This is a genomic window from Virgibacillus sp. AGTR, assembly GCF_016919725.2.
Classification (GTDB): domain Bacteria; phylum Bacillota; class Bacilli; order Bacillales; family Amphibacillaceae; genus Virgibacillus; species Virgibacillus salarius.
Genome location: NZ_JAJERH010000032.1, coordinates 19,984 through 45,863, shown reverse-complemented (window position 1 = coordinate 45,863; position 25,880 = coordinate 19,984). Strand labels below are relative to the sequence as shown.

The 25,880-nt window shown below is 36.9% G+C and carries 26 protein-coding genes; 19 read left to right on the top strand and 7 right to left on the bottom strand.

Annotated elements, in window-relative coordinates; all coding sequences use genetic code 11:
* Positions 1-59: 59 nt before the first annotated feature.
* Positions 60-974: a glycine betaine ABC transporter substrate-binding protein gene (locus tag JUJ52_RS12850; RefSeq protein WP_034678821.1), complete on the top strand. Its 915-nt coding sequence runs from the start codon at positions 60-62 to the stop codon at positions 972-974.
* A 133-nt stretch (positions 975-1,107) separates the two neighbouring features.
* Here JUJ52_RS12850 and JUJ52_RS12845 read toward each other — a convergent pair whose 3' ends face one another.
* The 3 genes from JUJ52_RS12845 to JUJ52_RS12835 form a co-directional block, all read right to left on the bottom strand.
* Positions 1,108-1,467: a YtxH domain-containing protein gene (locus JUJ52_RS12845; RefSeq protein WP_026680587.1), complete on the bottom strand. Its 360-nt coding sequence runs from the start codon at positions 1,465-1,467 to the stop codon at positions 1,108-1,110.
* A 120-nt stretch (positions 1,468-1,587) separates the two neighbouring features.
* A complete protein-coding gene (locus JUJ52_RS12840) occupies positions 1,588-2,109 on the bottom strand; it encodes a tryptophan transporter (RefSeq protein WP_166530602.1) in 522 nt (173 codons plus the stop codon).
* A 153-nt stretch (positions 2,110-2,262) separates the two neighbouring features.
* Positions 2,263-2,694, bottom strand: coding sequence for an HIT family protein (locus JUJ52_RS12835; RefSeq protein ID WP_121604859.1), 432 nt, complete (start codon positions 2,692-2,694; stop codon positions 2,263-2,265).
* A gap of 682 nt (positions 2,695-3,376) precedes the next feature.
* Here JUJ52_RS12835 and JUJ52_RS12830 point away from each other — a divergent pair.
* Positions 3,377-4,123: an ABC transporter ATP-binding protein gene (locus JUJ52_RS12830; protein ID WP_121604860.1), complete on the top strand. Its 747-nt coding sequence runs from the start codon at positions 3,377-3,379 to the stop codon at positions 4,121-4,123.
* Entirely contained in the window at positions 4,116-5,327 is a 1,212-nt protein-coding gene (locus JUJ52_RS12825) for an ABC transporter permease (protein ID WP_026680591.1), read from the top strand. The genes JUJ52_RS12830 and JUJ52_RS12825 overlap by 8 nt, the downstream gene beginning before the upstream one ends.
* Positions 5,328-5,589: 262 nt before the next feature.
* Here JUJ52_RS12825 and JUJ52_RS12820 read toward each other — a convergent pair whose 3' ends face one another.
* Both JUJ52_RS12820 and JUJ52_RS12815 read right to left on the bottom strand, forming a co-directional pair.
* On the bottom strand, positions 5,590-6,765 hold the full coding sequence (locus JUJ52_RS12820) for an amidohydrolase (protein WP_304956764.1): 1,176 nt from the start codon (positions 6,763-6,765) through the stop codon (positions 5,590-5,592).
* A gap of 198 nt (positions 6,766-6,963) precedes the next feature.
* The gene (locus JUJ52_RS12815) at positions 6,964-7,401 is read right to left on the bottom strand and encodes a ferritin-like domain-containing protein (RefSeq protein ID WP_026680593.1); all 438 of its coding nucleotides are present in this window, start codon (positions 7,399-7,401) and stop codon (positions 6,964-6,966) included.
* 108 nt (positions 7,402-7,509) lie between these two features.
* Between JUJ52_RS12815 and JUJ52_RS12810 the strand changes: the two genes are divergently transcribed.
* The 8 genes from JUJ52_RS12810 to JUJ52_RS12775 all read left to right on the top strand — a co-directional run bounded on the left by JUJ52_RS12810 (position 7,510) and on the right by JUJ52_RS12775 (position 13,713).
* Entirely contained in the window at positions 7,510-8,160 is a 651-nt protein-coding gene (locus JUJ52_RS12810; protein ID WP_205388400.1) for a phosphatase PAP2 family protein, read from the top strand.
* An 88-nt stretch (positions 8,161-8,248) separates the two neighbouring features.
* Complete coding sequence (locus tag JUJ52_RS12805; protein WP_205388401.1) at positions 8,249-9,487, top strand: MFS transporter; 1,239 nt, start codon at positions 8,249-8,251, stop codon at positions 9,485-9,487.
* A 13-nt stretch (positions 9,488-9,500) separates the two neighbouring features.
* The gene (liaF, locus tag JUJ52_RS12800) at positions 9,501-10,232 is read left to right on the top strand and encodes a cell wall-active antibiotics response protein LiaF (RefSeq protein ID WP_026680596.1); all 732 of its coding nucleotides are present in this window, start codon (positions 9,501-9,503) and stop codon (positions 10,230-10,232) included.
* Between the two features lie 12 nt (positions 10,233-10,244).
* The gene (locus JUJ52_RS12795) at positions 10,245-11,276 is read left to right on the top strand and encodes a sensor histidine kinase (protein ID WP_026680597.1); all 1,032 of its coding nucleotides are present in this window, start codon (positions 10,245-10,247) and stop codon (positions 11,274-11,276) included.
* Positions 11,277-11,291: 15 nt separating this feature from the next.
* The gene (locus JUJ52_RS12790; RefSeq protein ID WP_026680598.1) at positions 11,292-11,924 is read left to right on the top strand and encodes a response regulator; all 633 of its coding nucleotides are present in this window, start codon (positions 11,292-11,294) and stop codon (positions 11,922-11,924) included.
* Positions 11,925-12,167: 243 nt separating this feature from the next.
* Positions 12,168-12,602 carry a disulfide oxidoreductase gene (locus JUJ52_RS12785; RefSeq protein WP_026680599.1) on the top strand — a complete coding sequence of 145 codons (435 nt, stop codon included), beginning with the start codon at positions 12,168-12,170 and terminating at the stop codon, positions 12,600-12,602.
* Complete coding sequence (locus JUJ52_RS12780) at positions 12,603-13,082, top strand: thioredoxin family protein (RefSeq protein WP_026680600.1); 480 nt, start codon at positions 12,603-12,605, stop codon at positions 13,080-13,082.
* Between the two features lie 379 nt (positions 13,083-13,461).
* The gene (locus tag JUJ52_RS12775; RefSeq protein WP_121604864.1) at positions 13,462-13,713 is read left to right on the top strand and encodes a hypothetical protein; all 252 of its coding nucleotides are present in this window, start codon (positions 13,462-13,464) and stop codon (positions 13,711-13,713) included.
* Between the two features lie 584 nt (positions 13,714-14,297).
* Here JUJ52_RS12775 and JUJ52_RS12770 read toward each other — a convergent pair.
* The gene (locus JUJ52_RS12770; RefSeq protein WP_026680601.1) at positions 14,298-14,792 is read right to left on the bottom strand and encodes an antibiotic biosynthesis monooxygenase family protein; all 495 of its coding nucleotides are present in this window, start codon (positions 14,790-14,792) and stop codon (positions 14,298-14,300) included.
* Between the two features lie 250 nt (positions 14,793-15,042).
* On the opposite strand from JUJ52_RS12770, the gene JUJ52_RS12765 reads away from it, so the two are divergent.
* The 5 genes from JUJ52_RS12765 (at position 15,043) to hemY (ending at position 21,315) form a co-directional block, all read left to right on the top strand.
* Positions 15,043-15,459: a hypothetical protein gene (locus JUJ52_RS12765; protein ID WP_026680602.1), complete on the top strand. Its 417-nt coding sequence runs from the start codon at positions 15,043-15,045 to the stop codon at positions 15,457-15,459.
* A gap of 161 nt (positions 15,460-15,620) precedes the next feature.
* Positions 15,621-17,792: a transglycosylase domain-containing protein gene (locus tag JUJ52_RS12760; protein WP_121604865.1), complete on the top strand. Its 2,172-nt coding sequence runs from the start codon at positions 15,621-15,623 to the stop codon at positions 17,790-17,792.
* A gap of 102 nt (positions 17,793-17,894) precedes the next feature.
* A complete protein-coding gene (gene hemE / locus JUJ52_RS12755) occupies positions 17,895-18,935 on the top strand; it encodes a uroporphyrinogen decarboxylase (protein ID WP_026680604.1) in 1,041 nt (346 codons plus the stop codon).
* A gap of 38 nt (positions 18,936-18,973) precedes the next feature.
* Positions 18,974-19,915 (top strand): ferrochelatase, encoded by a 942-nt coding sequence (hemH, locus tag JUJ52_RS12750; protein WP_205388403.1) that lies wholly within the window; start codon positions 18,974-18,976, stop codon positions 19,913-19,915.
* On the top strand, positions 19,912-21,315 hold the full coding sequence (gene hemY / locus JUJ52_RS12745; RefSeq protein ID WP_026680606.1) for a protoporphyrinogen oxidase: 1,404 nt from the start codon (positions 19,912-19,914) through the stop codon (positions 21,313-21,315). Before hemH ends, hemY begins: the two co-directional genes overlap by 4 nt.
* A gap of 460 nt (positions 21,316-21,775) precedes the next feature.
* Here the strand turns inward: hemY and yhfH are convergent, their stop codons facing one another.
* Positions 21,776-21,904, bottom strand: a complete 129-nt coding sequence (yhfH, locus tag JUJ52_RS12740; protein WP_080668645.1) for a protein YhfH — start codon at positions 21,902-21,904, stop codon at positions 21,776-21,778.
* Between the two features lie 100 nt (positions 21,905-22,004).
* On the opposite strand from yhfH, the gene JUJ52_RS12735 reads away from it, so the two are divergent.
* The 3 genes from JUJ52_RS12735 to JUJ52_RS12725 all read left to right on the top strand — a co-directional run bounded on the left by JUJ52_RS12735 (position 22,005) and on the right by JUJ52_RS12725 (position 25,810).
* On the top strand, positions 22,005-22,736 hold the full coding sequence (locus JUJ52_RS12735) for an MBL fold metallo-hydrolase (RefSeq protein ID WP_205388404.1): 732 nt from the start codon (positions 22,005-22,007) through the stop codon (positions 22,734-22,736).
* 84 nt (positions 22,737-22,820) lie between these two features.
* Positions 22,821-23,816 (top strand): lipoate--protein ligase, encoded by a 996-nt coding sequence (gene lplA, locus JUJ52_RS12730; protein ID WP_205388405.1) that lies wholly within the window; start codon positions 22,821-22,823, stop codon positions 23,814-23,816.
* A gap of 458 nt (positions 23,817-24,274) precedes the next feature.
* A complete protein-coding gene (locus JUJ52_RS12725) occupies positions 24,275-25,810 on the top strand; it encodes a fatty acid--CoA ligase family protein (protein WP_026680609.1) in 1,536 nt (511 codons plus the stop codon).
* Positions 25,811-25,880 lie beyond the last annotated feature (70 nt).

Genomic DNA, 25,880 nt, shown 5'->3' with positions numbered 1-25,880 from the left:
TTCCTATTGATATAAATTAATGAGAGGATGTTTAGGTGAGTAATAAGAAATGGTTAGCCATGTTATGTGTTGGATTACTATCTGTATTTGTATTAGCTGCTTGTGGTTCAAGTGAATCGGAAGATAAGCAAGCAGATGGTTCAAAGGAAGCTAGTGAAGAAACGAATTATAGTGAAGCAGTGAATTACACGATCACTGGTATTGAACCAGGAGCAGGTATAACTGTTACGACAGAAAAAGCAATTGAAGAATATGAAACATTGTCTGGCTGGGAATTAGAGCAGTCATCAACAGCTGCGATGGTAACAGAGTTGGAAGATGCTATTAAAAATGAAGAGCCGATTGTTGTTACTGGCTGGAATCCACATTGGATGTTTGCGAAATTTGATAATATTAAATATTTAGAAGATCCAAAAGGAATTTATGGCGATGTAGAGGTTATCAAATCATTAGCTCGTAAAGGATTAAAAGAGGATAAGCCTAATGCTTATAAATTAATTGATCAATTCAATTGGAGCGTTGAAGACATGGAAGGTATCATGTATGAAGCCTCTGAAAGTGGTAAGGATATTGCAGAAGTTGCGAAGCAATGGGTAAAAGACAATCCTGAAAAAGTAAAAGCCTGGACAGAAGGCGTAGAAGATGTAGATGGCGTATCCATTGAGTTAGTGTCTACTCCATGGGATTCAGAACGCTCATCAGCAAATGTTGTAGCAGAGGTATTACGTCAAAAAGGATTTGATGTGACCATCACTCCGGTAGATGTGGCTGTTGTATTTGAGGCTATTGCCAATGGTGATGCAGATGCTACCTTAGCTGCATGGATGCCTATGACACACAAAGATTTCTATGATGAATTCAAGGAGGACTTTGTAGATATGGGTGCAAATCTAGAAGGAGCAAAAATCGGGCTTGTTGTACCAGAATACATGGATATTGATTCGATTGAAGACTTGCAAGCAAAGTCAAAGTAAGTAGGAGAAGAATATCTTATGCAAGATAGTGACGCTGAAGTTCCTACATTTGTTCAAAAAGCACAAAAAGCTTACTGAGGGGGAACCTTGCGTAAGCTTTTTGTGCTTTTCCTATTGATTTAACCTTTTGGGATTACTGTGTTTTTACTTTTTCCTCTAAATCTTTTAAACTCGACTCAATTTGTTCTAAATAATGGTGAATATTTTCTTGATGGGGTTCTACAGTTGCTTTCCAATCACCTACAGATTTTTTCATATCTTGGGTGAGCTCCTTAATTAAGGTCGCACCCTCCTGAGAAGTGGCACGAATTTGTTTTTTTAAACGAAGTCCATCTTGTTTTAAATTCAATAACATGTCTTTCCATTCTAGACTTTTGCTTTTTACTTGGCTGCGAAAGTCTCTACCTGTTGATGGAGTGCTTAATAAAGTAACTGCTGCACTAACACTCCCTCCAACTAGGATACCTAATAATAATGATTTACTGTTAGTCATTATTTATTCGCTCCTTTCCCCTCATAGTTATATTTACCTTTAAGGGGTATAGTGTCAAACGTAATTAATAAGTAATTTTTAAAAAATCCTCCGACATTGTGCCAGAGGATTTGATATCGATTAAGTAGATACAAGTGGCTGTGACCTCTTTATAATACGCTGTACAATCGGAAAAACGACAGCCATAATAATTGTATTAAGTAATGCAGCTGGTAATACAGCAAGCCCAAATAATGCCAAGAATGAGCCATCCATTAAACCGATAATGAATAAAGCTACACTTAAGAAAATTGCACCAGAAATCATGGTACCCACTGCTGTAAGTAGTGGGGCACTAATCGAATTATTTAAGCGATTTTTCAAAAGCAGGTACAAAAGTAAAAAAATAACTGCAGTAATTGGCTTATCAATAAGATTTGCGATTTGCCCTCCCGGTGCTGTCGTCGTTAATGCAGACACAATTCCTGTTACAATCGCTACTATCGCTACATACTTTAACGTAGGAAACAAAAGGATTCCTAAAAACATCATAGAAAGTAGCATGTCGGGTTTAACTCCAAAAATTATCGGCGGAACTACTGTATGCAGTACTGCACCAACACCTACTAATAGGGACAAAGTAACCAGCGCTTTTGTATTCATTTATACCTCTCCTCTTCTCAGCTATCTCTGCTCTAAACAAGTAACGCTTTGCTCCTCAACTGTACACTGATTGTCAGCTGCAGGAGTATAATGCTATTATAACAAATTTGTCATCGAATATAAAGATTCGTAGCTTTATTTTTAGCCAGTTTATTACAATTTAATAGCGCTATTGATTTCGCTTGCAATTTGTTGTAAATCATTTGATGTATAGTCGTCAGTATGCACTGTCCAATTGGAAGAAAATCCGTCATTCTCCACGTAGCGAGGTAAAATATGGATATGTAGGTGAAATACGGACTGATCGGCAGCCTTCTCATTATTATTTAGTAAGTTCATTCCAATCGGTTTATACGTATCTTTAATTGCATTCGCAATTTTGGGTACGCGTTCAAATAGCTTAGAAGCTACTTCTGCTGGTGTTTCGTAAATATTTTTCACATGTGTTTTTGGAATAACCAATGTGTGGCCTTTAGCTACTTGACTAATATCGAGAAATGCATAGACGTCTTCATCCTCATACACCTTAGCGGAGGGTATCTCTCCATCAATAATTTTACAAAAAATACAATCTTCATGACTCATTCGTATCACCATTCCTCTGCTTTTTATTTTATTGTATATAGGAATAGCCGTCATTGTAAAGAATTCTATTGTGAAAATAACAGAAAGTTGAAATAGAAGTGATCTGTACAAAAACAGACTAGCCCAAAGGACTAGTCTGATGAAGGGAAAGAATGTCTTCTAACGCGGGGACATTGTAAACAACTGTCTTAAAAGCAATTAGCTTTTTGCTACGCTCATTTACAAAACCTTTTTGTTGTATCTTCTTAATGGAAGATGTGCTCAAAAAAAGGATTTATATCATTAGATTACCGTTCACAAACACCTCATTTTTGTGTTTAATCCACGAATTCAGTTAGATATCGATCACTAACACCTCATTTGTGTAAGAATACACGAAATTTACATTAGATACTCGATCGCTGACACCTCATTTGTGTTTATCACACGAAAAATACTTGTTTCTGGTGAACTTGGTTACATCCTTATCCCTTCACTAAATAGTGTTTACGCGAGTTTAAAAATTATACAATTTTTTTGTAAATCATTTGCCCTCTACTAGAGAGGGAGTCACCTATTCCTTAACAATGAATGTTAAACAGGCTAGTATTATTCGTTTTGTCGAAAAAAAGCATATAGTTTACTTTGGTTTTCCCTTCCACAAATGATAAAATATACACTAGACGAAGAGGAGGAGCCAATCGTGGAAGCATTATTACATATTAACAATCTATACGGCGGATACACGCATAAAAATGTACTTCATGGAATATCTTTTGACGTGCATTCAGGTGAAATAGTTGGATTAATCGGGTTAAATGGAGCAGGGAAAAGTACGACTATTAAGCATGTCATTGGTTTGATGCAGGCAAAAAAGGGGACAGTCTCTGTTAATGGCAAGACGTTTAAAGAAAATGCGGAAAGTTATCGTAACCAAATGGCCTATATCCCTGAGATGCCAATACTTTATGATGAATTAACGCTTTATGAGCATCTTCGCTTAACGGCAATGGCTTATGATATACCAGAAGAAGTTTTTGAAAAGAGATTACAGCCATTACTTAAAGAATTTAGAATGGAGAAAAAGCTAAATTGGTTCCCGGTTCACTTTTCTAAAGGTATGAGACAGAAAGTAATGATTATGTGTGCTTTCTTAATAGAACCACCATTGTACATTGTAGATGAACCGTTTGTTGGATTAGATCCCTTAGGTATTCAGTCATATTTACAACTTATGGAGGAAATGAAGAATAATGGTTCTGGTGTTCTAATGTCTACACATATATTGGCAACTGCTGAACGATATTGTGATCGCTTTGTAATATTACACGATGGTGAAATTAGGGCAATGGGTACGCTTGAAGAATTACGTGAAAGCTTTAATATGCCAGGTGCAACATTAGATGATTTATATGTTCAATTAACAAAGGAAGAAGATAGCCATGTTTGATTCACATGCTTTCTTTAAAAATCGATTTGCTGCTCATGTAAAAGAGACAAGCCGTTATCTACGCTACATTTTTAATGGACATATTGCTGTAGCTCTGCTTTTTTTCATTTCTGCGCTTGCGTTTTATTATCAAAAGTGGCTCCTAGAAATACCAGAAAATTTCCCTGCTGCAATAATTATTGGTACAGTATTCGGTATGATTGCTAGCTATAGTCCTGTACGCACATTACTTAAAGAGCCTGATCTTGTATTTTTAATTGCTGCAGAACATAAAATGGGTCCTTATTTTCGGAATACCTTGCTTTATAGCTTTATCATTCAACTCTATCTTGTTTTATTAGCTGCTGCAGCATTGGGACCACTGTATAGTACTATCTATGATAGGCGATCAGGTCAAGTCTATATGATTACCATTGCTGTTCTACTCCTATTTAAAGCAGGAAATTTAATTGCAAATTGGTGGATGCTTAAGGTTCGAGAACCTGGCGTACGTCGAACAGATATTACAGTTAGAACAGTGCTAAATGTAGCGGTATTTTACTTCTTAATCGATGGTAATATGCTGTTAGCGGGTATAAGCACTGTCTTATTTACAGCATTATTCCTCTATATTTATCAAACTTGCCGTAAGCAGCCAGGAATTGTTTGGGATTTACTCGTAGAAAAAGACCAGAATAGAATGCAAGCATTTTATCGTCTTGCTAATATGTTTGCTGATGTACCTCATTTAAAGAGTCGTGTACGCAAGCGACAATGGCTTGTAAAGTTGGTAAGCAGCTTGCCATTTATGCAGAAATACACGTATGATTATCTATATCGAGTTACCTTTATTAGAAGCGGCGATTATTTAGGTATGTTTGTAAGGCTAATTGTAATAGGCGGACTGTTTATATATTTTATTCCATCATTCTGGTTAAAAGTAGTTTTTGCTATTTTGTTTTTATACTTAAGCAGTTTTCAGATGATGGCACTTTATCAGCATCATAGAACGGTGATGTGGATAGACCTTTATCCAGTTTCTAAGGCTGTGCGTCAAGCGTCATTAATGAAACTGTTATTTCAGTTAACTGGTATACAAACCGTTATATTTTCCATTGTATTTATCGCTTTAGGTCAATACTTAGGAATGGTAATCTTCCTTATCAGTGGAAGCTTGTTTAATTTTCTATTTATTCTTGGGTATGTAAAGAAAAAATTAGTATAAAGAAAAAGAATCTTGGACGAAAGTAAATAAGAACCAATAAAAAACAAACTATAATTAGTTATTAGTTAAAACTAATTATAGTTTGTTTTCTGATTAAAATAAATGCGAGATTCCTTGGAAAAGAGGCGCGCTTTTCTACGTGCGATGAATCACTACCGAAACCTTCCGTATCCAGCGAGAGGGCTCTGCCGGTGGAAAACGATTATATTTTAGGTTGCGGCATCGTTCCAAGCTCTTTGAGAGATAAAATCCTTAATTGTAATTATTCCTGTTCCTGATAAGCAAAGTAGGCTTGAATGAGTGTTTTTGCAGCAATCGGCATGGATCTCTCATCAATATCAAATTTAGGATGATGGTGTGGATAAGGATCTGCATGCTTTTGCGCACCGGTAAAGAAAAAGGCTCCAGGCTTTTCCATGAGGTAATAAGCGAAATCCTCTCCTGCCATAGACGGATTAATTTCCTCTGCTTTATAAATATCCTCAATATCTTTCTCGGCAATTCGCAGAACTAATTCAGCTTCTTTTGCATGATTAATAAGCGGAGGATAGCCTTTCACATAGTTAAAGGAGTAGGTTGCTTCACTGCTTATACATACTCCGTTTATAATGCATTTCATATCCTCAATAATCTTGTCTTGGAGTTCGGGATTAATATAGCGTACAGTGCCAACAATCTTTGCTTTGTCTGCAATGACATTAAAGGCCTCACCAGCCTCAAATACGCCTACAGTTACAACGGCCGTATCTAATGGATCTACACGTCTACTTACTATTTGTTGAAGCTGAGTAATTAAATGAGAGCCGATCACAATCGCATCCTTTGTTTCATGTGGGTAAGCCCCGTGACCACCTTTTCCTTGAATAATAATCTCGAATCGATCCGTTCCTGCCATAAATGCTTGTTTGGAAGTCTGCAGAACACCAACAGGTGTTGTTGCCCATAAATGGGTGCCGAATACCGCATCGACGTGATCTATGGCTCCTGATTCAATAATTGGCTTAGCTCCACCTGGTGCATATTCCTCTGCATGCTGATGTAAAAATACAATGGTTCCTGGAAGTTGATCTTGATATTCTTTCATAACCTTTGCCAGTATTAGTAAGGTAGCGGTATGGCCGTCATGCCCACAAGCGTGCATGACACCATCAACTTTGGATTTGTAGGGAACATCCTTTTCATCTTGAATAGGGAGTGCATCAAAATCAGCACGTAACGCGATCGTTTTGCCTGCCTTTTTCCCCTTCAGGGTTGCGATTACACCGTTTCCCCCTACGTTTGTGTCACAAGGAATACCTAGCTCGTTATAATAATTAGCGATAAATTCAGCGGTTTTTGTTTCTTGAAAAGAAACCTCTGGATACTGATGCAAATGTCTACGTATATGAACCATTTCTGAATAGAGCTGATCAATGGACTGATGGACTTTTTCTAACAAGCAAAAGACCTCCTCGATGTTTTTTCACTTATTATAACATTGAAAAATATTTATTAGGCATGTATACATGAAAATTGAGGATAATTTCATGTATGGACGGATATATGTAAATACATATAGAGAAAAACCCCTACCTCCATTTCATTTGAGGTAGGGGTTAATCGCTAATAAATTTTGTTCCGAAAGCAAACTGTTTATTTATGATGCTAATCGAGGGTCAGCTAATAGACGCTCAATTTCCTCTTTATGTTGTGTTTCGTCAGTAATTAGATCCTCAAGCTTAACAACTAGCTCCGTATAACCTAAATTCTCCGCTTGCTTTTTACGTTTTTCATATCGTTCAATGGTAGCAGCCTCTGATTGAAGTGTGGCTTCTAATAAATCCTTTACTTCCGTAGGCTGAGGAATATCTGCAGCTTTTGTTGTCGGATTACCTCCAAGTGATTTTATTTTCTCAGACAAATATAAAGCATGACCTAATTCATCATTGATTTCTGCTTCAAAGAAAGGCTTGAGGGCTGAGCGGTATAATCCGTATACAACGGAAGCACTATAAGTATACTGTATGACAGCTGCATATTCATGCGATAAGTCTTCATTTAGTCCATCGATTAATAATTGTAGTTCTTTTTCCATTTATTACTCACCCTTTATAAAATTTGTTTGTTCTATAGATACATTTCCCTATCTGGTTTTTTTAAAACCTATTTTCATGTATTATAAATAGAAATAGGAGGGATAAGCATGCAGTATAGCCGTAAATATATCCTTCTACTTTTAATGATAGCTCTGTGTATTAACGGTTGGTGGATATATCAAATCATGAATCATAAACTTCCTTATCTAGACCAATGGACAAGGGATCCTGTCATCGGATTAGACGAAGATTCCATACTTTATGAGGTTTTCCGTTTTCTTACAGATTTAGGCTCTTGGCCATTCACTATTCCATTCGTGATTATTATGGCAGTTGTATTTTGGTTCCTCTATCAGGATTGGTTACCAGCTGTAATACTTAGTGGTGGCACACTCTTAACGCATTACATAAACGTTGCGATCAAACATCTTGTTGATAGAGAAAGACCTAGCATATTAGTTGCCGCAAATGCAGAAGGTCATAGTTTCCCTTCAGGTCATGCCATGATACCGATGGTTTGTTATGGTTTATGCGCTTATTTTCTATCTCAACGATTACAATCGTCCAAGAGGCGGTTTATCATTGAATTTTTCTTTGCTATGCTCATATTTTTAATAGGAATAAGCCGTTATATTATTAATGTCCATTATTTAACAGATGTGCTCGCTGGGTTTCTTATTGGTTTTCTTTGTTTACTAGTGAGTATTAATCTCTACCAGTGGTTACAAAAGAAACGCTGTTATCCGTCTCGAGGCTGAATTAAAAGCATCCTTTGGAAGGTTTCTCTCGTTTATAAATATAAGTAAGCTAAGAATAGTTCGAATTTGACGAGGGGGAGTTTTTTCAATGGATGCTACAGTACAACAAAATCAACAAGAAGGTTTACCGATATTTAAAAATCGTAATTTTATATTATTATTTATTGGATCATTGTTTTCTGCACCAGGATATTATGTCTATTTAATTGGTGCAGAATGGCTTATGCTCTCATTAGATGACAATCGATTTTATTTTGGGATGTTATTCTTCGCAGCCTCTGTACCACGGTTATTATTATTGACAGTTGGAGGAATAGTAGCAGATCGCTTTAATAAGCGTACGATTTTATTTATTTCTGATTTTACAAGGGCAATTTTAATTTTCGTTTTACTATTATTTTTATTTATGGATGCGGTCACCGTATGGCACTTAATTGTGCTTGCTGCATTATTTGGCATTTCCGATGCTTTTAGTTACCCAGTTATTAATTCATTAACGCCAATGATCTTGGAAAAAGAGCAGTTACAGCGAGGTAATTCTCTTATTCAAATGACGACACAGATTAGCCCGATTTTAGGACCTGCACTAGGTGGAACATTAATAGCGTTACTTGGATTTAAAGGCGTTTTTTCTGTAGCATTTGTCATGTTATTTATCGCTTCTTTGACTGTATTATTTATGCGATTGAAGCAAGCGGACGCGACAGGGGAGAAGAAGACACCGTTGGAGGATTTAAAGGAAGGCTTCTCCTACGCTAGAAAAAATGAACTGATTATGTCCATTGTTTTTACTGCATTCTTCTTGAACTTCTTTTTTACAGGGCCATTTTCAATAGGGATGCCTATCATTGTAAAGGACATTTTTGCTGGTAATGCAATTAGCTTGGCCATTGTACAAACAGCAATGGGGATAGGTGCATTGATTGGTGCTATTTTCCTAGCATCGATAAAGCTAAAAAAGCAGGGATTAACTGTCATTATTAGTTTAATCGTATTAGGAGTTATCTATACTTCTATCGGTATGTCATCCTATCTTTACCTAACTGCTGGCTTAGTTGCTAGCCTGGCATTCCTTTTACAATTAGTAAACATACCAATCATGACGATTTTACAAAAGTCGACGGAGAAACGAATGCTTGGCAGAATGATGAGTCTATTAATGACTGTATCAACAGGACTTGTTCCAATCTCTTATGTTATTACATCATTATTAATTGCTGTTGGCGTGTCGATACAGACAATTATTATCGTCAGTGGAATCGTCGTTATGTTCATTGCCATATATAATTTAAAGAACAAGAAACTACGAACATTAATCTCTTCATAAAAGGGTGAACAGAATGAAAAATATGGTGCGCTATTTTATTGCGATTACTTTCATTGCAATAGGCGTCATGCTCGTATTAGCTAATATTGGAGTAATTCATTTCAATTTTTCTTTGGCTTGGTCATATATTTATCCAATATTTTTCATCGTAATTGGATTAAAGTGGTTATTTGATTTTTTAAAAAAAATTGGGGGGAGCTGGATCTTTGGCTCCTTTTTTATCCTATTCGGAACGTTACTTCTATTGGATCGATTCGAAATCATTTCCTTTACATTTGGGGATATATTTAAGTTATGGCCATTATTAATTATTTATATTGGCTTTATGCTTGTAGGTAGAAAAAAAATGAAGGTTGAATATAAAGGAGATCATGGGGATCATACCTCTATGTTTTCGTTTGGTAGTCATGAATTTATTAATCAGAATTGGAAAGTAGAGCCAATGAAGCTAAGTAACTGGGCTGGTGATTTCTACTTTGACTTTTCCAAGGCATTTATTCCAGATAAAGAAATACCGATAACCATTCATTCACTCGCAGGTGATGTAACAATTCTAATGCCTGAAAGTGTTGAGTTCAAGGTGTACGCTTCTGTGAAGGCAGGGGAAGTAAATGTTATTGGTCAAACGGCAGAGGGGATTAATCGTTCCTTAACCTATGAAACAAAAGCTTATGATACATCCCTTCGAAAAATTGACTTTAATATCAAATTAAAAGCTGGATCGATTCGAATAGATTATGTGTAGGAGGTTAACCACATGAATCAGCGGTTTGCTAGTATTCGTTACAGTTATATTCGTTCACATATATATGGATTGTTTCTAACATGTGTAACGATTTTATCTATATTACTCTCTATCTATGTATTATTTCATCCAAATTGGTTATCTGCTGCAAGTATATTTTTATTTATCTCGTTATATATTGGATTAGCACTAATTATTTCGGTATATGCAGGGTTTAAGTCTGGTGGAGATGTTAAGGATCGTTTTGACTATCTTTCTGTACAAATCACCCAATTTGCTAATGGTAATTATACGACAAAAGTTTATTTTAACGAAGGAGACGAGATTACGCGTATTGGTAATGAAATGAATGAGCTCGGTGAAAAATTACAAAATCAAGTACGTTCCTTACAACGAATGGCGGATGAAAAGTCTGAATTTGCTAAATCAGCACATAAAGCAGCTGTTATAGAGGAAAGGCAGCGAATTGCTAGAGATTTGCATGACGCAGTCAGTCAACAGCTATTTGCGTTAACGATGTTATCGGAAGCGGCGATTAAGCAATTTGACAAACACCCAGAAAAAGCAAAAACACAAATGATTGAAGTGTCTAAAGCCGCACTTCAATCACAGGCAGAAATGCGTGCATTGTTATTGCACTTACGTCCCGTATACCTTTCTGGAGAGTCATTGTCAGATGGTATTTCTAAATTAATAAATGAATTACAACAGAAAAGCAATATTGAATTCCATATTAGTATTCCTAATCAGTTATCGGTTTCTTCAACAATTGAAGAACAAGTTTTCCGAATAGTTCAAGAATCATTATCAAATATCTTGCGTCATGCAAATGCAACCGAAGTACGTATTGATATTGCGAAACGATCCAATGAGTTATTTATGCATGTTCGTGATAACGGAAAAGGCTTTGATGTATTACATGAAAGAAAAACATCCTATGGATTAAAAACAATGAAAGAGCGTAGTGAAGAGCTAGGAGGGACATTCTCTGTTCGTTCTAATTTACAAGAAGGAACTTACATTGATATTCGAATTCCGTGTTAAAGGGGGAATGAGGCGATGATACGAGTGGTTGTTGTAGACGATCATGAAATCGTGAGGAAGGGATTAACTGCATATTTGCAAACAGACGATGCTATAGATGTAGTAGGGGAAGCTTCAAGTGGTAATGAAGGAGTAGAACTTATTCGTGAAACCAAGCCAGATGTCGTGTTAATGGACTTAATTATGGAGGATGGAACTGGTATTGATGCCACACAGAAAATCATGGCTACGAATCCTCCATGTAGGATCATTATCTTGACAAGTTACTATGATGATGAGCAGGTATTTCCAGCACTAGAAGCAGGTGCTTTTAGCTATCTATTAAAGACATCTTCAGCTACTGAGATTACGGACGCAATTAAAAAGGCTGCTGCAGGTGAAACAGTGATTGAGCCGAAAGTAGCTGGAAAAATGATGTCGAGCTTTCGTTCTGTTGAAAAAAAACGGCATGATGAATTAACAGAACGTGAATTAGAGGTGTTATTATGTATTGGCAATGGAATGACCAATCAAGAAATTAGTGAGAAATTATTTATTGGTATTAAAACGGTAAAGACACATGTGAGTAATATTTTATCTAAACTAGAGGTCCATGATCGTACACAAGCTGCTGTGTATGTTCATCGTAATCATTTGTCAGGTAATTAACTAGCAAATTTCATAAAATTGTCACAGAATAGGAGTGATTTTAAGCTAGCCTTTTGTCATTCACCCCCTAGATTTGTATAATACATATGTAGTAAACTAATAGGATAGTATTCGATAGTGCGATAAGACTGACTTTATAGTTCCTTGACTGCATATTATCCACTGTTGTGCTTTTAAAGGGTGCTTACTTATAAAGAACAGTATTTTGGTGTCGATCCTATCAAAAAAGAAAGGACTTCTTCGATGGGGAAAATTTCTAAAAGAGCAGAGAATTTATTATTACTTATTTGGGCTCAGGCTTTTATTGCACTGCTAGGAAGCTTATTTTTTTCAGAAGTTATGAACTATGAACCGTGTGAGCTTTGCTGGTTTCAGCGCATATTAATGTATCCATTAGTCATTATCTATGGTGTTGCAGCAGTAAAGAAAGACCTTTCCATTGCTTTGCCCGGATTAATTATGAGTGGAATTGGAATGTTTGTTTCAACCTACCACTATTTGGTGCAAAAGTTACCAGCATTGCAGGATACAGGAGGAGCTTGTGGTCTTGTTCCGTGTAACCTTACTTATGTAAACTACTTTGGTTTTGTATCCATACCGTTTTTAGCAGGTACTGCATTCATCATTATTTTTGTGTTACACCTTATTTTATGGAAAGAGCAAAAGGAGATGAAATAAGTGAAGAAAAAAATGCTAGTATTTATTGGCGTTATCGTACTATTATTTGCCGGTCTATATTTTGTTATTGATTATAAAAATAATAAAACGGTTGAGTCAAATGAAAATCCTTATGGTGACAAGGAGCTTCATCAAGGGACAATTGATCAGTTAGATGATCCAAATTACGGGAATCAAATTCTACCAGATGACTTAAGTCAAAAGGTGGAGAGTGGCGATCCAGTTACTGTCTATTTTTATGATCCATTATGTGTACATTGTCAGAATACAACGCCTTATCTTGTGCCATTGGCTGAAGATAATAACGTGGATATGAAAAAAATGAATCTTCGTGAATTTAATGATCAGTGGAGTGCGTATGGAATAGAATCAACTCCAACCTTAATTCATTTCGAAGGTGGTAAAGAAGTAGCTCGTATTGTAGGAGATAAAGGGGAAGAAAATTTTCAATCGTTTTTTGATCAATATGTAAAAAACTAGTAAGTCATGTATTTTTTTCATAATCATGGTTTAACAGTTATAAAAAATTAGTAAACGAGAGCAAGCAACTGTATGACAGTTAGCTTGCTTTTCTTATAAGTTAAGAAAGTATAAAATCAGTGCAATGACTGGTTAAGCCAAGTAGTTATTTTGAAATGTTTGATGTATATTGGCAATGCTCCGACTAATTACTTCGCTTTCCACGGGCACGGCCTCAACTAACTTTGCAAAGAAGAACACGTTGCAAAGTGGATTTTCGGCTCGCGCTAATCCCGCAGGAGTCTACGTAATTCGTCTCCGCTATGAGAAAGTGCAACAATTCTTGTCATAAGAAATAGGTTGACTTTTTTTACAATGGGTAAAGTGAAAATCGCTATCCGTGAGTATAAAAACAGCTGTGTTACTTCATGCTAGCGTTGTAGAGCCTGATAATAGCGAAGGCCGGTCGCTTCAACTCCTGTGGGAAATGTTTGACCTGAAGATCCACTTTTTTGAGCGGGTTTTGCTAAAAAAGTTAGCTGAAGGACAAACCCCACGGAAAGGGAAGTGGGCAAGCCGGAGTGGTGGTCAAGCAAGCAGTAGCTATTATTCCATAATAGCTACTAGAGGAAGCGTAAATCTGAGCATTTAGTGATAAGGACTGAGCGAATTTTGCTCCGTTTTTCTTATGGTTTAGAAAGAGGCTGTATTCCACATATAGCTGGCAGTAATCCCCCACTTCAAGTAATAAGGTGAAATCTCAATATAGGTAAGTGGGGGCGGCTGCCAGTAAATGTTCGATTGGTTTAAAGGCTTTTAGGTCACCCTTGTGGTACATAGAATATGTGCTATAAACTTTAGAGAAAGGTCCGTATCGACAAAAGCAGTGTATATTCGCTGCGGATTCAGAAACGACTATTCTTGAAAATTACTGTATAAAGTGAAACTTCCATCATTAGGTGTTTTGTTTATCCCCAATAATGGTTGTGAATATCAAAGGTATCTAAGCAAAGACAACATAGAGGAAGTTCCATTAATTACGGATTATAACGAGGGAATCTACAAGTGTTCATATGGGCATAGAATATGTCCAACCTACTATGGGAAAGGCAATCGTGTAAAAATCCCCGGAATTCGTGACCTCACGAGGATGCTGAATAACTGTCCATAGAAAGGTATTTTATTCCAACTGTGTTGAAAATGCATCTTCTGAGACCTCCCCAGTTTAGTATATCCTTATTCGTCACTTAACATATGATACGTAGTAAGGAATGGTCTATCTGCGAAATAAGCCGGTGGTTTTGTTGATTGTCCTTTATGGGATTGCTTAAACTGATCCGAGTTTTTCCAGTTTTCAAAATCTTGTACTGACTTCCATTGTGTGAATACAACGTACGTATTCCCTTTTTTGGGCTTTAACAACCGGAATGCTTGAAAGCCAGGCATCATGTCTACTTCGTGTTTACGTTTTTTAAAACGATCCTCGAATACTGGCTGCCCCTCTTCCGTTACTGGAATATTATTCATAACGACATATCCCTCTTCCTGTAAATTTCCTTTGTGGATTAGAATGTCGTATTCTCTTCCTGATGCAAATATGCTTTTCTTTTCATCTTCATAATAGGCAAGTGATCCTGAATTTGAACTCATGATCCAAAGTTGTTTATCCGTATGTTTTTCTTCAAGCTTCTTTAGAAAATCTGCAGTTCCATTAGTCATAAAAGCTTTCATTATATTTCCCCTTTCTTGAATGCTCTTATAGTCATCATACCCTATACAGATACTAGTTAGTCAATATCTTTTCTTATTAAATCTTACACGTGGAAAATAAATATTTGTCAATTTAGAAAATATGCTATGCTATACACTAGGAAAGGTGGAAGCACTATGAAACTTTCTAAAAACGTGTTAATTACGGTCACCATTCTTTTGGTTTTATCTATATGTCTTATTTTTTGTTGCTCATGGAACACCATGGGGGATGGCCAATGCCAAAGCTAGTTTTAGGGATTATTTAGAAGCTAAATACGATAGCAACTTCCTTATTAAAGAACTTTCTTTTGATGTGATGCATGGAGCGTATCATGCTACTGCATATGAGGTCAGTGAACCTGAATTATTGTTTTATGTTGGTGAGAATATCGCCGACAAAAAAATTAGTGATGCATATGATATTGAGAAAATAACTCAAGCAGCACAAGCTGATGTAACTGCCATCATCGACATGCATCTTTCCAAAGCTAAGATTTCTGTTGAACTAATATCACTACAAGCTAAAGAGCTTGAGATAAATGTTTGGACAGAATATAAAGTAGAAGAATCAGTGAAGGAGAAAATTTTAGAAGAAATTATAAATAATGGTTATCTAACAAATCAGTTAATCTTTAATCGTGATTAAAACAAACTCTGCTTTGCTATAGGGGTTGTTTTTTGTTTGCATTCACATAAATCTTTCTTTAGAATCTATTTGAAATAATTATTAATTAATATGAAGTATAAAACTTTAAGATTGTAGATTTGTGTCGTATAATGTAGGTGTGAATGTGTAGAGGTGAACAAATGAGCAGAATAGAAAGAAGGAAGTCCAAGCGTTCCCACCTTGTTCGTAAATTAAAGGTAATACTTTATAGCTGTCTATTTATTATTTTTATTGGATTCTTAAGTTTTGCTGCCATTGTATTTGCAGGTAGGCTAGTAGTTGATGATGAGAAATTTTTATTAAATGCTACAACTACGATTGAAACTGAGGATGGAGAAATCATAGGTCGATTATACAATGAGAACCGCACCCTTGCTTCACTTGCTGATATCCCAAAGCATGTTCAAGAGGCGTTTATTTCGATTGAAGATAAGCGGTTTTATGGTCATGCTGGTGTCGATTTCCGTTCTGTGTTTCGGGCGATATACAAAGATATTATTGCAATGAGTAAAGTGGAAGGAGCTAGCACCATCACACAACAGCTTGCTAAGAACCTGTTTCTCACGAATGATAAAACATGGTTACGTAAGACGAAAGAAGTGATGGCAGCTGTTTACCTAGAACAAACACTTCCTAAGGAACGCATTCTTGAATTGTACTTAAATGAAATTTATTTTGGACAAGGGGTATATGGTGTAGCAACTGCTGCAAATTATTACTTTTCCAAACCAATTGAAGAATTAACGATTGCCGAAGGAGCTTTGCTGGCAGGGCTTGCTAAGGCACCAAATGGGTATTCTCCAATAAACCACCCTGACAAGGCTAAGGATAGACGTAATACTGTTTTAAGATCGATGGAGGATGCAGGTGTAATTACTACAGAACAGCGCGTTAAAGAGGAACAGAGATCTCTTGGGTTAGATGTGAATAAATGGGATCCAAAACCATGGGCTGCGAGCTATGTTGACTTTGTCATGAAAGAAGCCGCAGCTGAGCATGATCTATCATTGGAAGAACTGAAGCGCGGAGGCTATCGAATTATTGTAAATATGAATGATACTGCACAAAAAGTAGCATATGATCAGTTTAAAAACGAGAATTATTTCCCAGGTAATACTGCTGGTACACAAGGAGCCTTTGCTATGATGGAGCAGAAAACCGGAAAGATCGTATCCATTATCGGAGGTAGAGATTATCAACTAGGTGACCTGAACCGTGCTACAGTATCAAGACAACCAGGTTCGACGATGAAGCCTATTGCAGTATATGGACCAGCTATGATGCAAAAAGAAAAATTTCAGCCTTATACACTTATACCAGATCAAGAAATTGATTATGATGGTTATACGGCCAAAAATTATGACGATAATTATGAAGGAGCTGTTTCTATTTATGATGCAGTCATTCACTCAAAAAATGCACCGGCTGTTTGGCTTTTAAATGAGATTGGCATCACAAATGCTAAGCAATATTTAAGCAAACTAAACCTTTCTATAAAGGATGAAGGACTTGCAATTGCCTTAGGAGGACTGACGGAGGGAATAACCCCCATTGAGCTAATGGAAAGCTATAGCGTTTTTCCACGGAAAGGAAAAGTGATCGAATCGAATGCGATAGACCGTATCTATAATCGTAATCAAAAGCTATTATTCCATGCTAAGCCAAAGTCTACGAAAGTGTTTGATTCCCAGGTTGCCTGGAACATGACGGAGATGCTTATAGAAACAGTGGCCAGTGGAACTGCAAGTGCTGGAGATTTTTCTAAAGCATTAGCTGGAAAGACAGGGTCGACACAACATTTGCAAGTCAAAGGAAAGACAAAAGATGCGTGGTTTGCCGGTTATACACCAGAATACGTCATGGCATTATGGATGGGATATGATAAATCGGATAAGGAGCATTACTTAACTGGTGGTAGTGAATACCCAACAAGGCTTGTAAAAAGCATTTTAACGGAGTTGGATAAACAGGATTCACTTGTCCAGTCATTTACAAAACCAGAAAAGGTTACAGCTGTTCCGAAGCCGATAGTCCTCCCTGAAATCAAGAATTTACAAGCTAGTTATTCCTTTGGGAGTATATCACTAGTAAGGGGTAAGCTGACATGGGAGGGGTCTACGGATAAACGTGTCATCTATCGAATTTACCGTGATAAAGCTGGCATAGATGAGCGAATTGGCGAAGTTGAAGGTGTTACAGAATTTACGATCGATGACGCATTATTTAGATCGAAAAGGTATTATATTGTTCCTTATAACCCATTAACAAAAGTAGAAGGTAAACGCTCTAAATCAGTACAATTAACGTGGTAATTTAGACAAATTCATGACAATCAGTAAGCATTACTATACAGGTTTACTATTAATCGATATAGTTATTAGTGGCTAATGAAGTACGTGAAAAGGATGGATGGTATGTCAAAGAAAATAAATGATACGATAATTCGCGCATATAAGGGGGAAGTTACCGATTATACACCAGCTTGGTTTATGCGTCAGGCGGGGAGATCCCAACCAGAATACAGGGCTCTAAAGGAGAAGTATTCATTATTTGAAATTACGCATCAACCAGAATTATGTGCCTATGTTACTAGATTGCCCGTTGAAAATTATGGCGTGGATGCTGCGATTTTATATAAAGATATTATGTCGCCATTACCTGCTATTGGCGTCGATGTTGAAATTAAATCGGGAATTGGTCCAGTTATTCATAATCCAATTACATCTTTTCATGATGTAGAAAAGCTTGGTGCAATTAATCCGAAAGCAGATGTTCCATACGTGTTGGACACAATTCGCCTATTGACGGAAGAGCAGCTAGATGTGCCTTTAATTGGATTTAGCGGTGCCCCGTTTACGTTAGCTAGTTATATGATCGAAGGCGGACCTTCTAAAAATTACAATAAAACGAAAGCATTCATGTATCAGCAAGCAGATGCATGGTTTGCTTTAATGGACAAACTATCAGATATGGTGATAGCGTATGTGGATGCCCAGGTTGAAGCGGGAGCTCGAGTTATTCAAATCTTCGATTCCTGGGTAGGTAACTTAAATGCTGCTGATTATCGTGTGTTTATAAAACCAGTAATGACGCGTATTTTCTCCGAGTTGAGAAAGCATCAAGTACCACTAATCATTTTTGGGGTTGGTGCACGGCACTTATTACTTGAATGGAATGACTTGCCGGTGGATGTTATTGGTTTGGATTGGCGTACCTCAATTGCTGAAGCTAGACAAATCGGGGTAACCAAAGTAGTCCAAGGAAATCTTGATCCAACGATTCTACTAACGAATTGGGAAATGATTAAAACGAAAACCAAAACTATTCTGGATGAAGGCCTTGCAGATGGCAATCATGTATTTAACCTTGGTCACGGGGTTACGCCGGATATCAAACCGGCTACATTAGAAAAACTGACGGCCTTTATTCATGAATATACAGGAAAGAACAAATAATCTTTAAGCAAGAAATCTAAATGAAGAGGTGCTTGGTAATGGGAAAACAAAAATTGGGATTATTAGTAATGGCTTATGGAACACCTTATAAAGAGGAGGATATCGAACGTTATTACACGCATATTCGCCATGGGAGAAAACCAGATGAAGCTGCATTACAGGATTTAAAAGATCGTTACAAAGCAATTGGCGGAATTTCTCCATTAGCAAAAATAACAGAGCAGCAAGCAGCGGCATTAGAAGAAAATTTAAATGCTTTACAGGATGAAGTTGAATTTAAAGCTTACATCGGTCTAAAGCATATCGAACCATTCATTGAGGATGCTGTACAGCAAATGGCAAATGATGGTATTGAGGAAGCTGTTTCCATTGTATTAGCTCCTCACTATTCTACCTTTAGTGTTAAATCTTATAATCAACGAGCGAATGATGAAGCTGCTAAGCATGGCGTGACATCCATTACTTCTGTAGAAAGCTGGTATGACGAGCCAGGATTTATTAAGTATTGGGCAGATCAAATATCTGCTGTCTACGAAAAAATGACAGAGGATGAGCGTGAAAAAGCAGTCCTAATTGTTTCAGCACATAGCCTGCCAGAAAAAATCTTGCAAAATGGTGACCCATACCCACAACAGTTAGAAGAAACAGCGAAGTTAATTGCTAAAGAAACGGGTATTCGTAATTATGAAATTGGTTGGCAAAGTGAAGGGAATACTCCTGATCCTTGGCTTGGACCTGATGTACAAGATCTAACAAGAGATCTTTATGAGCAAAAGGGACATCGTACATTTGTCTATGCGCCTGTCGGCTTTATTGCGGATCATTTAGAAGTACTATTTGATAATGATTATGAATGCAAAGTAGTTTGTGACGAGCTAGGAGCAACATACTATCGTCCGGAAATGCCGAATGTTCATCCCCAGTTCATTCGTACATTGTCTGAAGTTGTTTTGAAAAAAGTAAAGCGTGAAGTACAATGAAGCCAACCAAGACGATTGCAATTGTGGGTGGCGGAATAACAGGCTTATCTGCTGCCTACTATTTACAAAAAGAGATAAAAGCAAAAAATCTACCCTATGAGATTAAGCTAATTGAAGCAAATAGCCGCTTAGGTGGAAAAATAAAAACCTTGAGACGTGATGGGTTTACGATTGAACAAGGTCCGGATTCACTTCTTGTCAGAAAACAGCCTGCTGTTAAACTTGTGGAAGAATTAGGGTTACAAGAGCAAATCGTCCGTAATGCAACAGGACAATCCTATATATTGGTTAATGATAGATTACATAAGATGCCTAAAGGAACGTTTATGGGAGTTCCAAAGGATATCGGACCGTTACTCACTTCTAAGTTAATTTCACCAAAGGGTAAGGCTCGCGCGTTATTTGATTTGGTATTGCCTAAAGGGAAACAAAAGGACGATCAATCACTAGGTGCTTTTTTCCGCCGTCGATTTGGAAATGAGTTATTAGTAAATCAAATTGAGGCATTATTATCTGGAATTCACTCTGGGGATATTGACCAAATGAGTTTAAAGGCAACCTATCCGAACTTTTATCAATTGGAGCAAAAATATGGTAGTGTAATAAAGGGCTTGCAGAAAACGATGCCAAAGGCGGATAAGCGTAAAAAGAAAAATCCAGAAGGCGTATTCTTTTCCTTTACAAATGGATTGGAAACACTTGTGAATCGTTTGGAAGAAGTACTTGACGACGACATCATCTCCTTGCAAACATCTGTTGATCATGTGGAAAAAAAGGAGCATGGGTACCATTTGTTACTAAGCAATGGAAATGTGTATAAAGCTGATGCAATCATCATGGCTACACCGCATTTTACAATACCAAAAATTTTTAGCCAGTATGATTTCTTTAAACCATTTACTACTGTTCCATCTACATCTACAGCAAATGTTGTTTTAGCATTCGATCAGTCAGCTATTAAAAAGGATATTAATGGTACAGGCTTTCTAGTGTCAAGAAGCAGCGATTATCAAATCACAGCTTGTACATGGACGCATAAGAAATGGCCAACAACGACACCTAAAGGAAAGATCTTACTACGGTGCTATGTAGGGAGACCAAATGACGAGTCTGTAGTCGACTTATCTGACGATGAATTGACGGATGTTGTTTTAAATGATTTAAATAAGACCATGAAAATTAAAGCAAAGCCAGAGTTTCGCGTCATTACTCGATGGAAGAATTCACGACCGCAATATACTGTAGGACATTTGGAGCGTCTTTCTGAAGTGCGTAATGAGGCTAATAAACATGTACCAGGAGTGTTTTTAACAGGATGTTCCTTTGATGGGGCTGGTATTCCCGATTGTATTGAACAAGGTGAGCAAACCGCACAAGATGTCATATCATTCTTACAGTAATCATATATACAGTGGGCCGGATAGAAGCTGAAATTCTATTCGGCTTTTTTAGTCTAGGAAATTATAAAATTTGCCCAAGTGGATAAAGATGGGCGTGTTGAGCCTCGTCCAGCTCCAGCGCCTAGAAACTACGCGACTTCACGAACCGCCCTAATCTAAGTCAACATCGGCTCGCAAGCTCTATCTCCGTTGACTCGCTCCAGTCGCTAGGCTTCTAATCAGGCGCTTGTGCTTTTGTTTTAAGGAGAAAACCTCTGGCTGGGGGCTAGAGAGCTTATAGCTTGGCAATAAAAACTCACTTTATGGTAGGTTAAAGCTGTTGGTTTCTGGTGATTTTGATTTATCCACATTACAAAGGTCGACGGTATCGTAAATAATACGTGGGGGTGAAGGCAAAACCCCCACTGATGGAAATAGCACTTACAAAGATTATTTCTTTATCAAGAATTAAATGATAACATTATCTAGCTGGATGATCACAATCGTCACATAAATTACCGTAGCAATCTGCTTTCTCAACCATTTCATGACCACATTTACTACACTTTTTCTTAGGTAGATTTCTAAAAAACTCCATGACGTTTATCATGTGATTCCTCCTCTTGATTGAATTAAACTCATTGTAATATAACAGTATTCAATTAGTCAATACTGTGTTACAACAAAATAAAAAATAGGAGTGTATGCTTATGAAATTTACTGTTATTGGCTGCTGGGGTGGGTATCCTGCGCCAAATGGAGCAACTTCATGCTATTTACTAGAAACGAGAGGTTATAGCATGGTGCTAGATATGGCTAGTGGAGCTTTATCAAAATTGCAACAGTTTAAAGCAATTTCAGATTTGGACGTTGTCCTATTGTCTCATTATCATTACGACCATATCGCTGATATTGGAGTTCTACAGTATGCAAGATTGGTCAACTATTATATAACAGGAGTAGGCCGTGTATTACCCATTTTTGCACATACAGAGGATAGAGACGCATTTGATTCATTGACACATTCATTTACAAAGGGAATAGAATATGACCCAGCATTGCCTTTAAGCGTAGGACCGTTTACCATTACTTTTCTAAAAACGAAGCACCCAGTCCCTTGTTATGGAATGCGTATTACAGATGGTCAACATGTTATTGTATATACAGCAGACACTAGTTATCATATAGACTGGATTGATTTTGCGAAGAATGCAGATCTTTTGATTACAGATTGCAATCTTTATGCGGAACAAGATGGGACAAATGTAGGGCATATGACTAGTAGTGAAGGAGCATCAATTGCACAACAAGCTAATGTTAAACAGCTAATTTTAAGTCATTTGCCTCAGTACGGTGATAAGAATCAATTAAAAGAAGAGGCGGAACAGATTTATCAAGGTGTAATACAAATTGCAAAAGAAGGTTTGGTTTGGGAGCGCTAGGTTTATTTTTTGATTACTACTCTTATTTACATTAAACTAAAGCTATACTAAATACCTATTTTTATGTTGAAGGGAGTATAAACGATGAAGTTTATTGACAATAAAGGGATTACAGACCCATCAATTAATCTTGCACTTGAAGAATATGTATTGCAAAATTTTGGTGAGAAAGATACATATTTACTATTTTATGTGAATGCTCCATCTATTATTATCGGTCGGAATCAAAATACGATCGAAGAAATAAATACACAATATGTAGATGATAACGGCATTAAAGTCGTCCGTAGATTATCAGGTGGCGGAGCAGTATACCATGATGAAGGTAACTTAAACTTTAGCTTCATAACGAAAGATGATGGAAATAGCTTTCAAAATTTTGCTAAATTTACACAACCAGTGGTTGATGCTTTAAATAAACTTGGTGTGCCAGCTGAACTACAAGGGAGAAATGACCTTACTGCAGAAGGTCGGAAAATTTCAGGGAATGCCATGTATTCAACCAAAGGGAAAATGTTCAGCCATGGTACACTTATGCTGGATTCTGAAATAGAAAATGTTGTTTCTGCATTAAAAGTTAAAAAAGAAAAGATTGAGTCAAAGGGAATTAAGTCAATCCGTAGTCGTGTTGCTAACATTTCAGAATTTCTTGAGAAAAAAATTACCGTTGATGAATTTAAAGAGATTATTCTGCGACATGTATTCGACGTAGAGGATGTTGCTGATGTTCCGCGCTATGAGTTAACTGAGGAAGATTGGGAAAATGTCCATCAAATATCGCGTGAGCGCTATCAAAATTGGGAATGGAACTATGGGAAATCACCATCCTTCAACATTCAAGCATCACATAAATTCCCTGCTGGTCTTGTTGATGTGCGACTAGATGTTAAAAAAGGTGTCATTGGAAATTGTAAAATTTATGGGGATTTCTTTGGTATTGGTGAAATAAAAGTCATGGAAGAAAAGTTAGTAGGTGTTCGTCATAATCGCCAAGCTCTGGAAGAAGCATTGGCAAATGTTGATGTATCTCATTACTTAGGAAAAATTTCTAAAGATGATTTTATTAATTTAATTTATTAAATGAAGATAATTGTTAAGCCTAGGGCTTTTTAGAAGTTCAATTAGAGCCGTCATCTTTTCACGGACAGCTGCAGCTTTTACAGGAATCAAACTCGCTCCTAGCGGGATCTTCAGCAGTTGCTGCTTCCGCAGGGGCGACGGCTCCATTACTATCTATCTACTTTGTCTATTCGTTTTATAGAGAAAAAAAGAAATCCAACTAAGGATGTCTTTTTTTTGGCCTAATTTGCTTTTAACACAGTGATCTCCTTACTGTGAAGGAATAGAATTTGAATTTCTCACAATTTGTTAACGCTTGCACTTGAAATGATAAAAATCGTAATTTATACTAAAATAGTAAAATAATTCATATGTTTTTGAAGATAGAGGAATAGCCAAAGTAATGGGAAGTATTCTTCTATTAAAAAATGCTGCATAATGAATGATTATTCATTCATTATGCATGAGGAGGATTAGCAGTGAATTTAAGTGAACAATTAGCTGTTACTGCAAAAAAGTATCCTGACAAGACGGCATATGTGTTTCAACATAAAGAAACGTCTTATTTTGAACTGAATCATGCTGTTTCGCTATTTGCCTCTGGCCTAGCATCCTTAGGATACAAGAAAGGAGATCATGTTGCCTTAGTTGTTGGTAATAGTCCTTATTATGTCATTGGTCTGTATGGCGCGTTACGACTTGGTCTAGTTATTATTCCAATTAATCCTTTATATACATCAAGTGAAATGACATATATAGTGAAGAATGGAGATGTCAAGGCTGTTATTACAATGGATGTATTATTGGAAAAGTTTCATGCAATCGATGATCAATTACCTGCGATTAATCATTACATAGTCTGCGACTCCGAGAAAAACGTATCATCACCACTCTTTCTTCAAGAAAAAACAAAAGCATTTACTGAAATTTTAGCTCTTGGAGAAACAAGCTTTATAGACCCTTCTTTGGATCAAGAGGATTTGGCTATTATCCTATATACCTCTGGAACGACAGGAACACCTAAGGGAGCGATGCTCTCACATAAAAACTTATATTCTAATGCAAAAGATACAGCAGATTATTTAACAATAAATAATCAAGACCGTGTGATTGCTGCATTACCTATGTTTCACGTTTTTTGTTTAACGGTTTCGTTGAACGCTCCATTAATGAATGGTGGAACAGTACTGATTTTGCCTAAATTTTCACCTACGGATGTGTTTCAAGTTAGTAAACAATATCAAGCCACGATTTTCGCTGGTGTACCTACAATGTATAATTACTTGGTACGAAGTGGGAAAGAGATGGTAGATCATTTTTCTACGATTCGTTTATGTATTTCTGGCGGCGCATCTATGCCTGTGGCTCTTTTAAAGTCCTTTGAGGAGATCTTCCATGTGAAGGTTTCAGAAGGGTACGGGTTATCTGAGGCCTCACCAGTAACTTGTTTTAACCCATTGGATCGTCCGCGCAAACCAGGATCTATTGGTAGAAGTATCCTTCACGTGGAAAACAAAGTAGTTGATGAGTTTGGCGAAGAAGTACAGGTGGGAGAAGTAGGCGAACTTGTTGTTCGTGGACCAAACGTTATGCTAGGCTATTATAAAATGCCGGAAGAATCGGCAATTGCTTTAAAGGATGGTTGGCTTTATACAGGAGATATGGCTCGAATGGATGATGAAGGGTACTTCTATATCGTTGATAGGAAAAAAGACATGATTCTTGTGGGTGGGTATAATGTATATCCAAGAGAAGTGGAAGAGGTTTTATACGCCCATCCAGGTGTTTCCGAGGTTGCTGTTATCGGTGTTCCCGATAGTCAAACTGGAGAGGCTGTATGCAGCTTCGTTGTGGTTAATGATTCTTCTATAACAGAGGACGAGTTATTGGAATACTGTGCTACCTATCTAGTAAAATATAAAATTCCTTCCACTGTTGAATTTCTTGAGGAATTACCTAAAAATACGACAGGAAAGATATTACGAAAAAATTTAAGATCGCATACACGAAATTGAGAAGAAAAAATGGCTGGGACAAGAGAATGAAGAAACAATTAAAAACGAAAACGAACGATGATTATTTTTG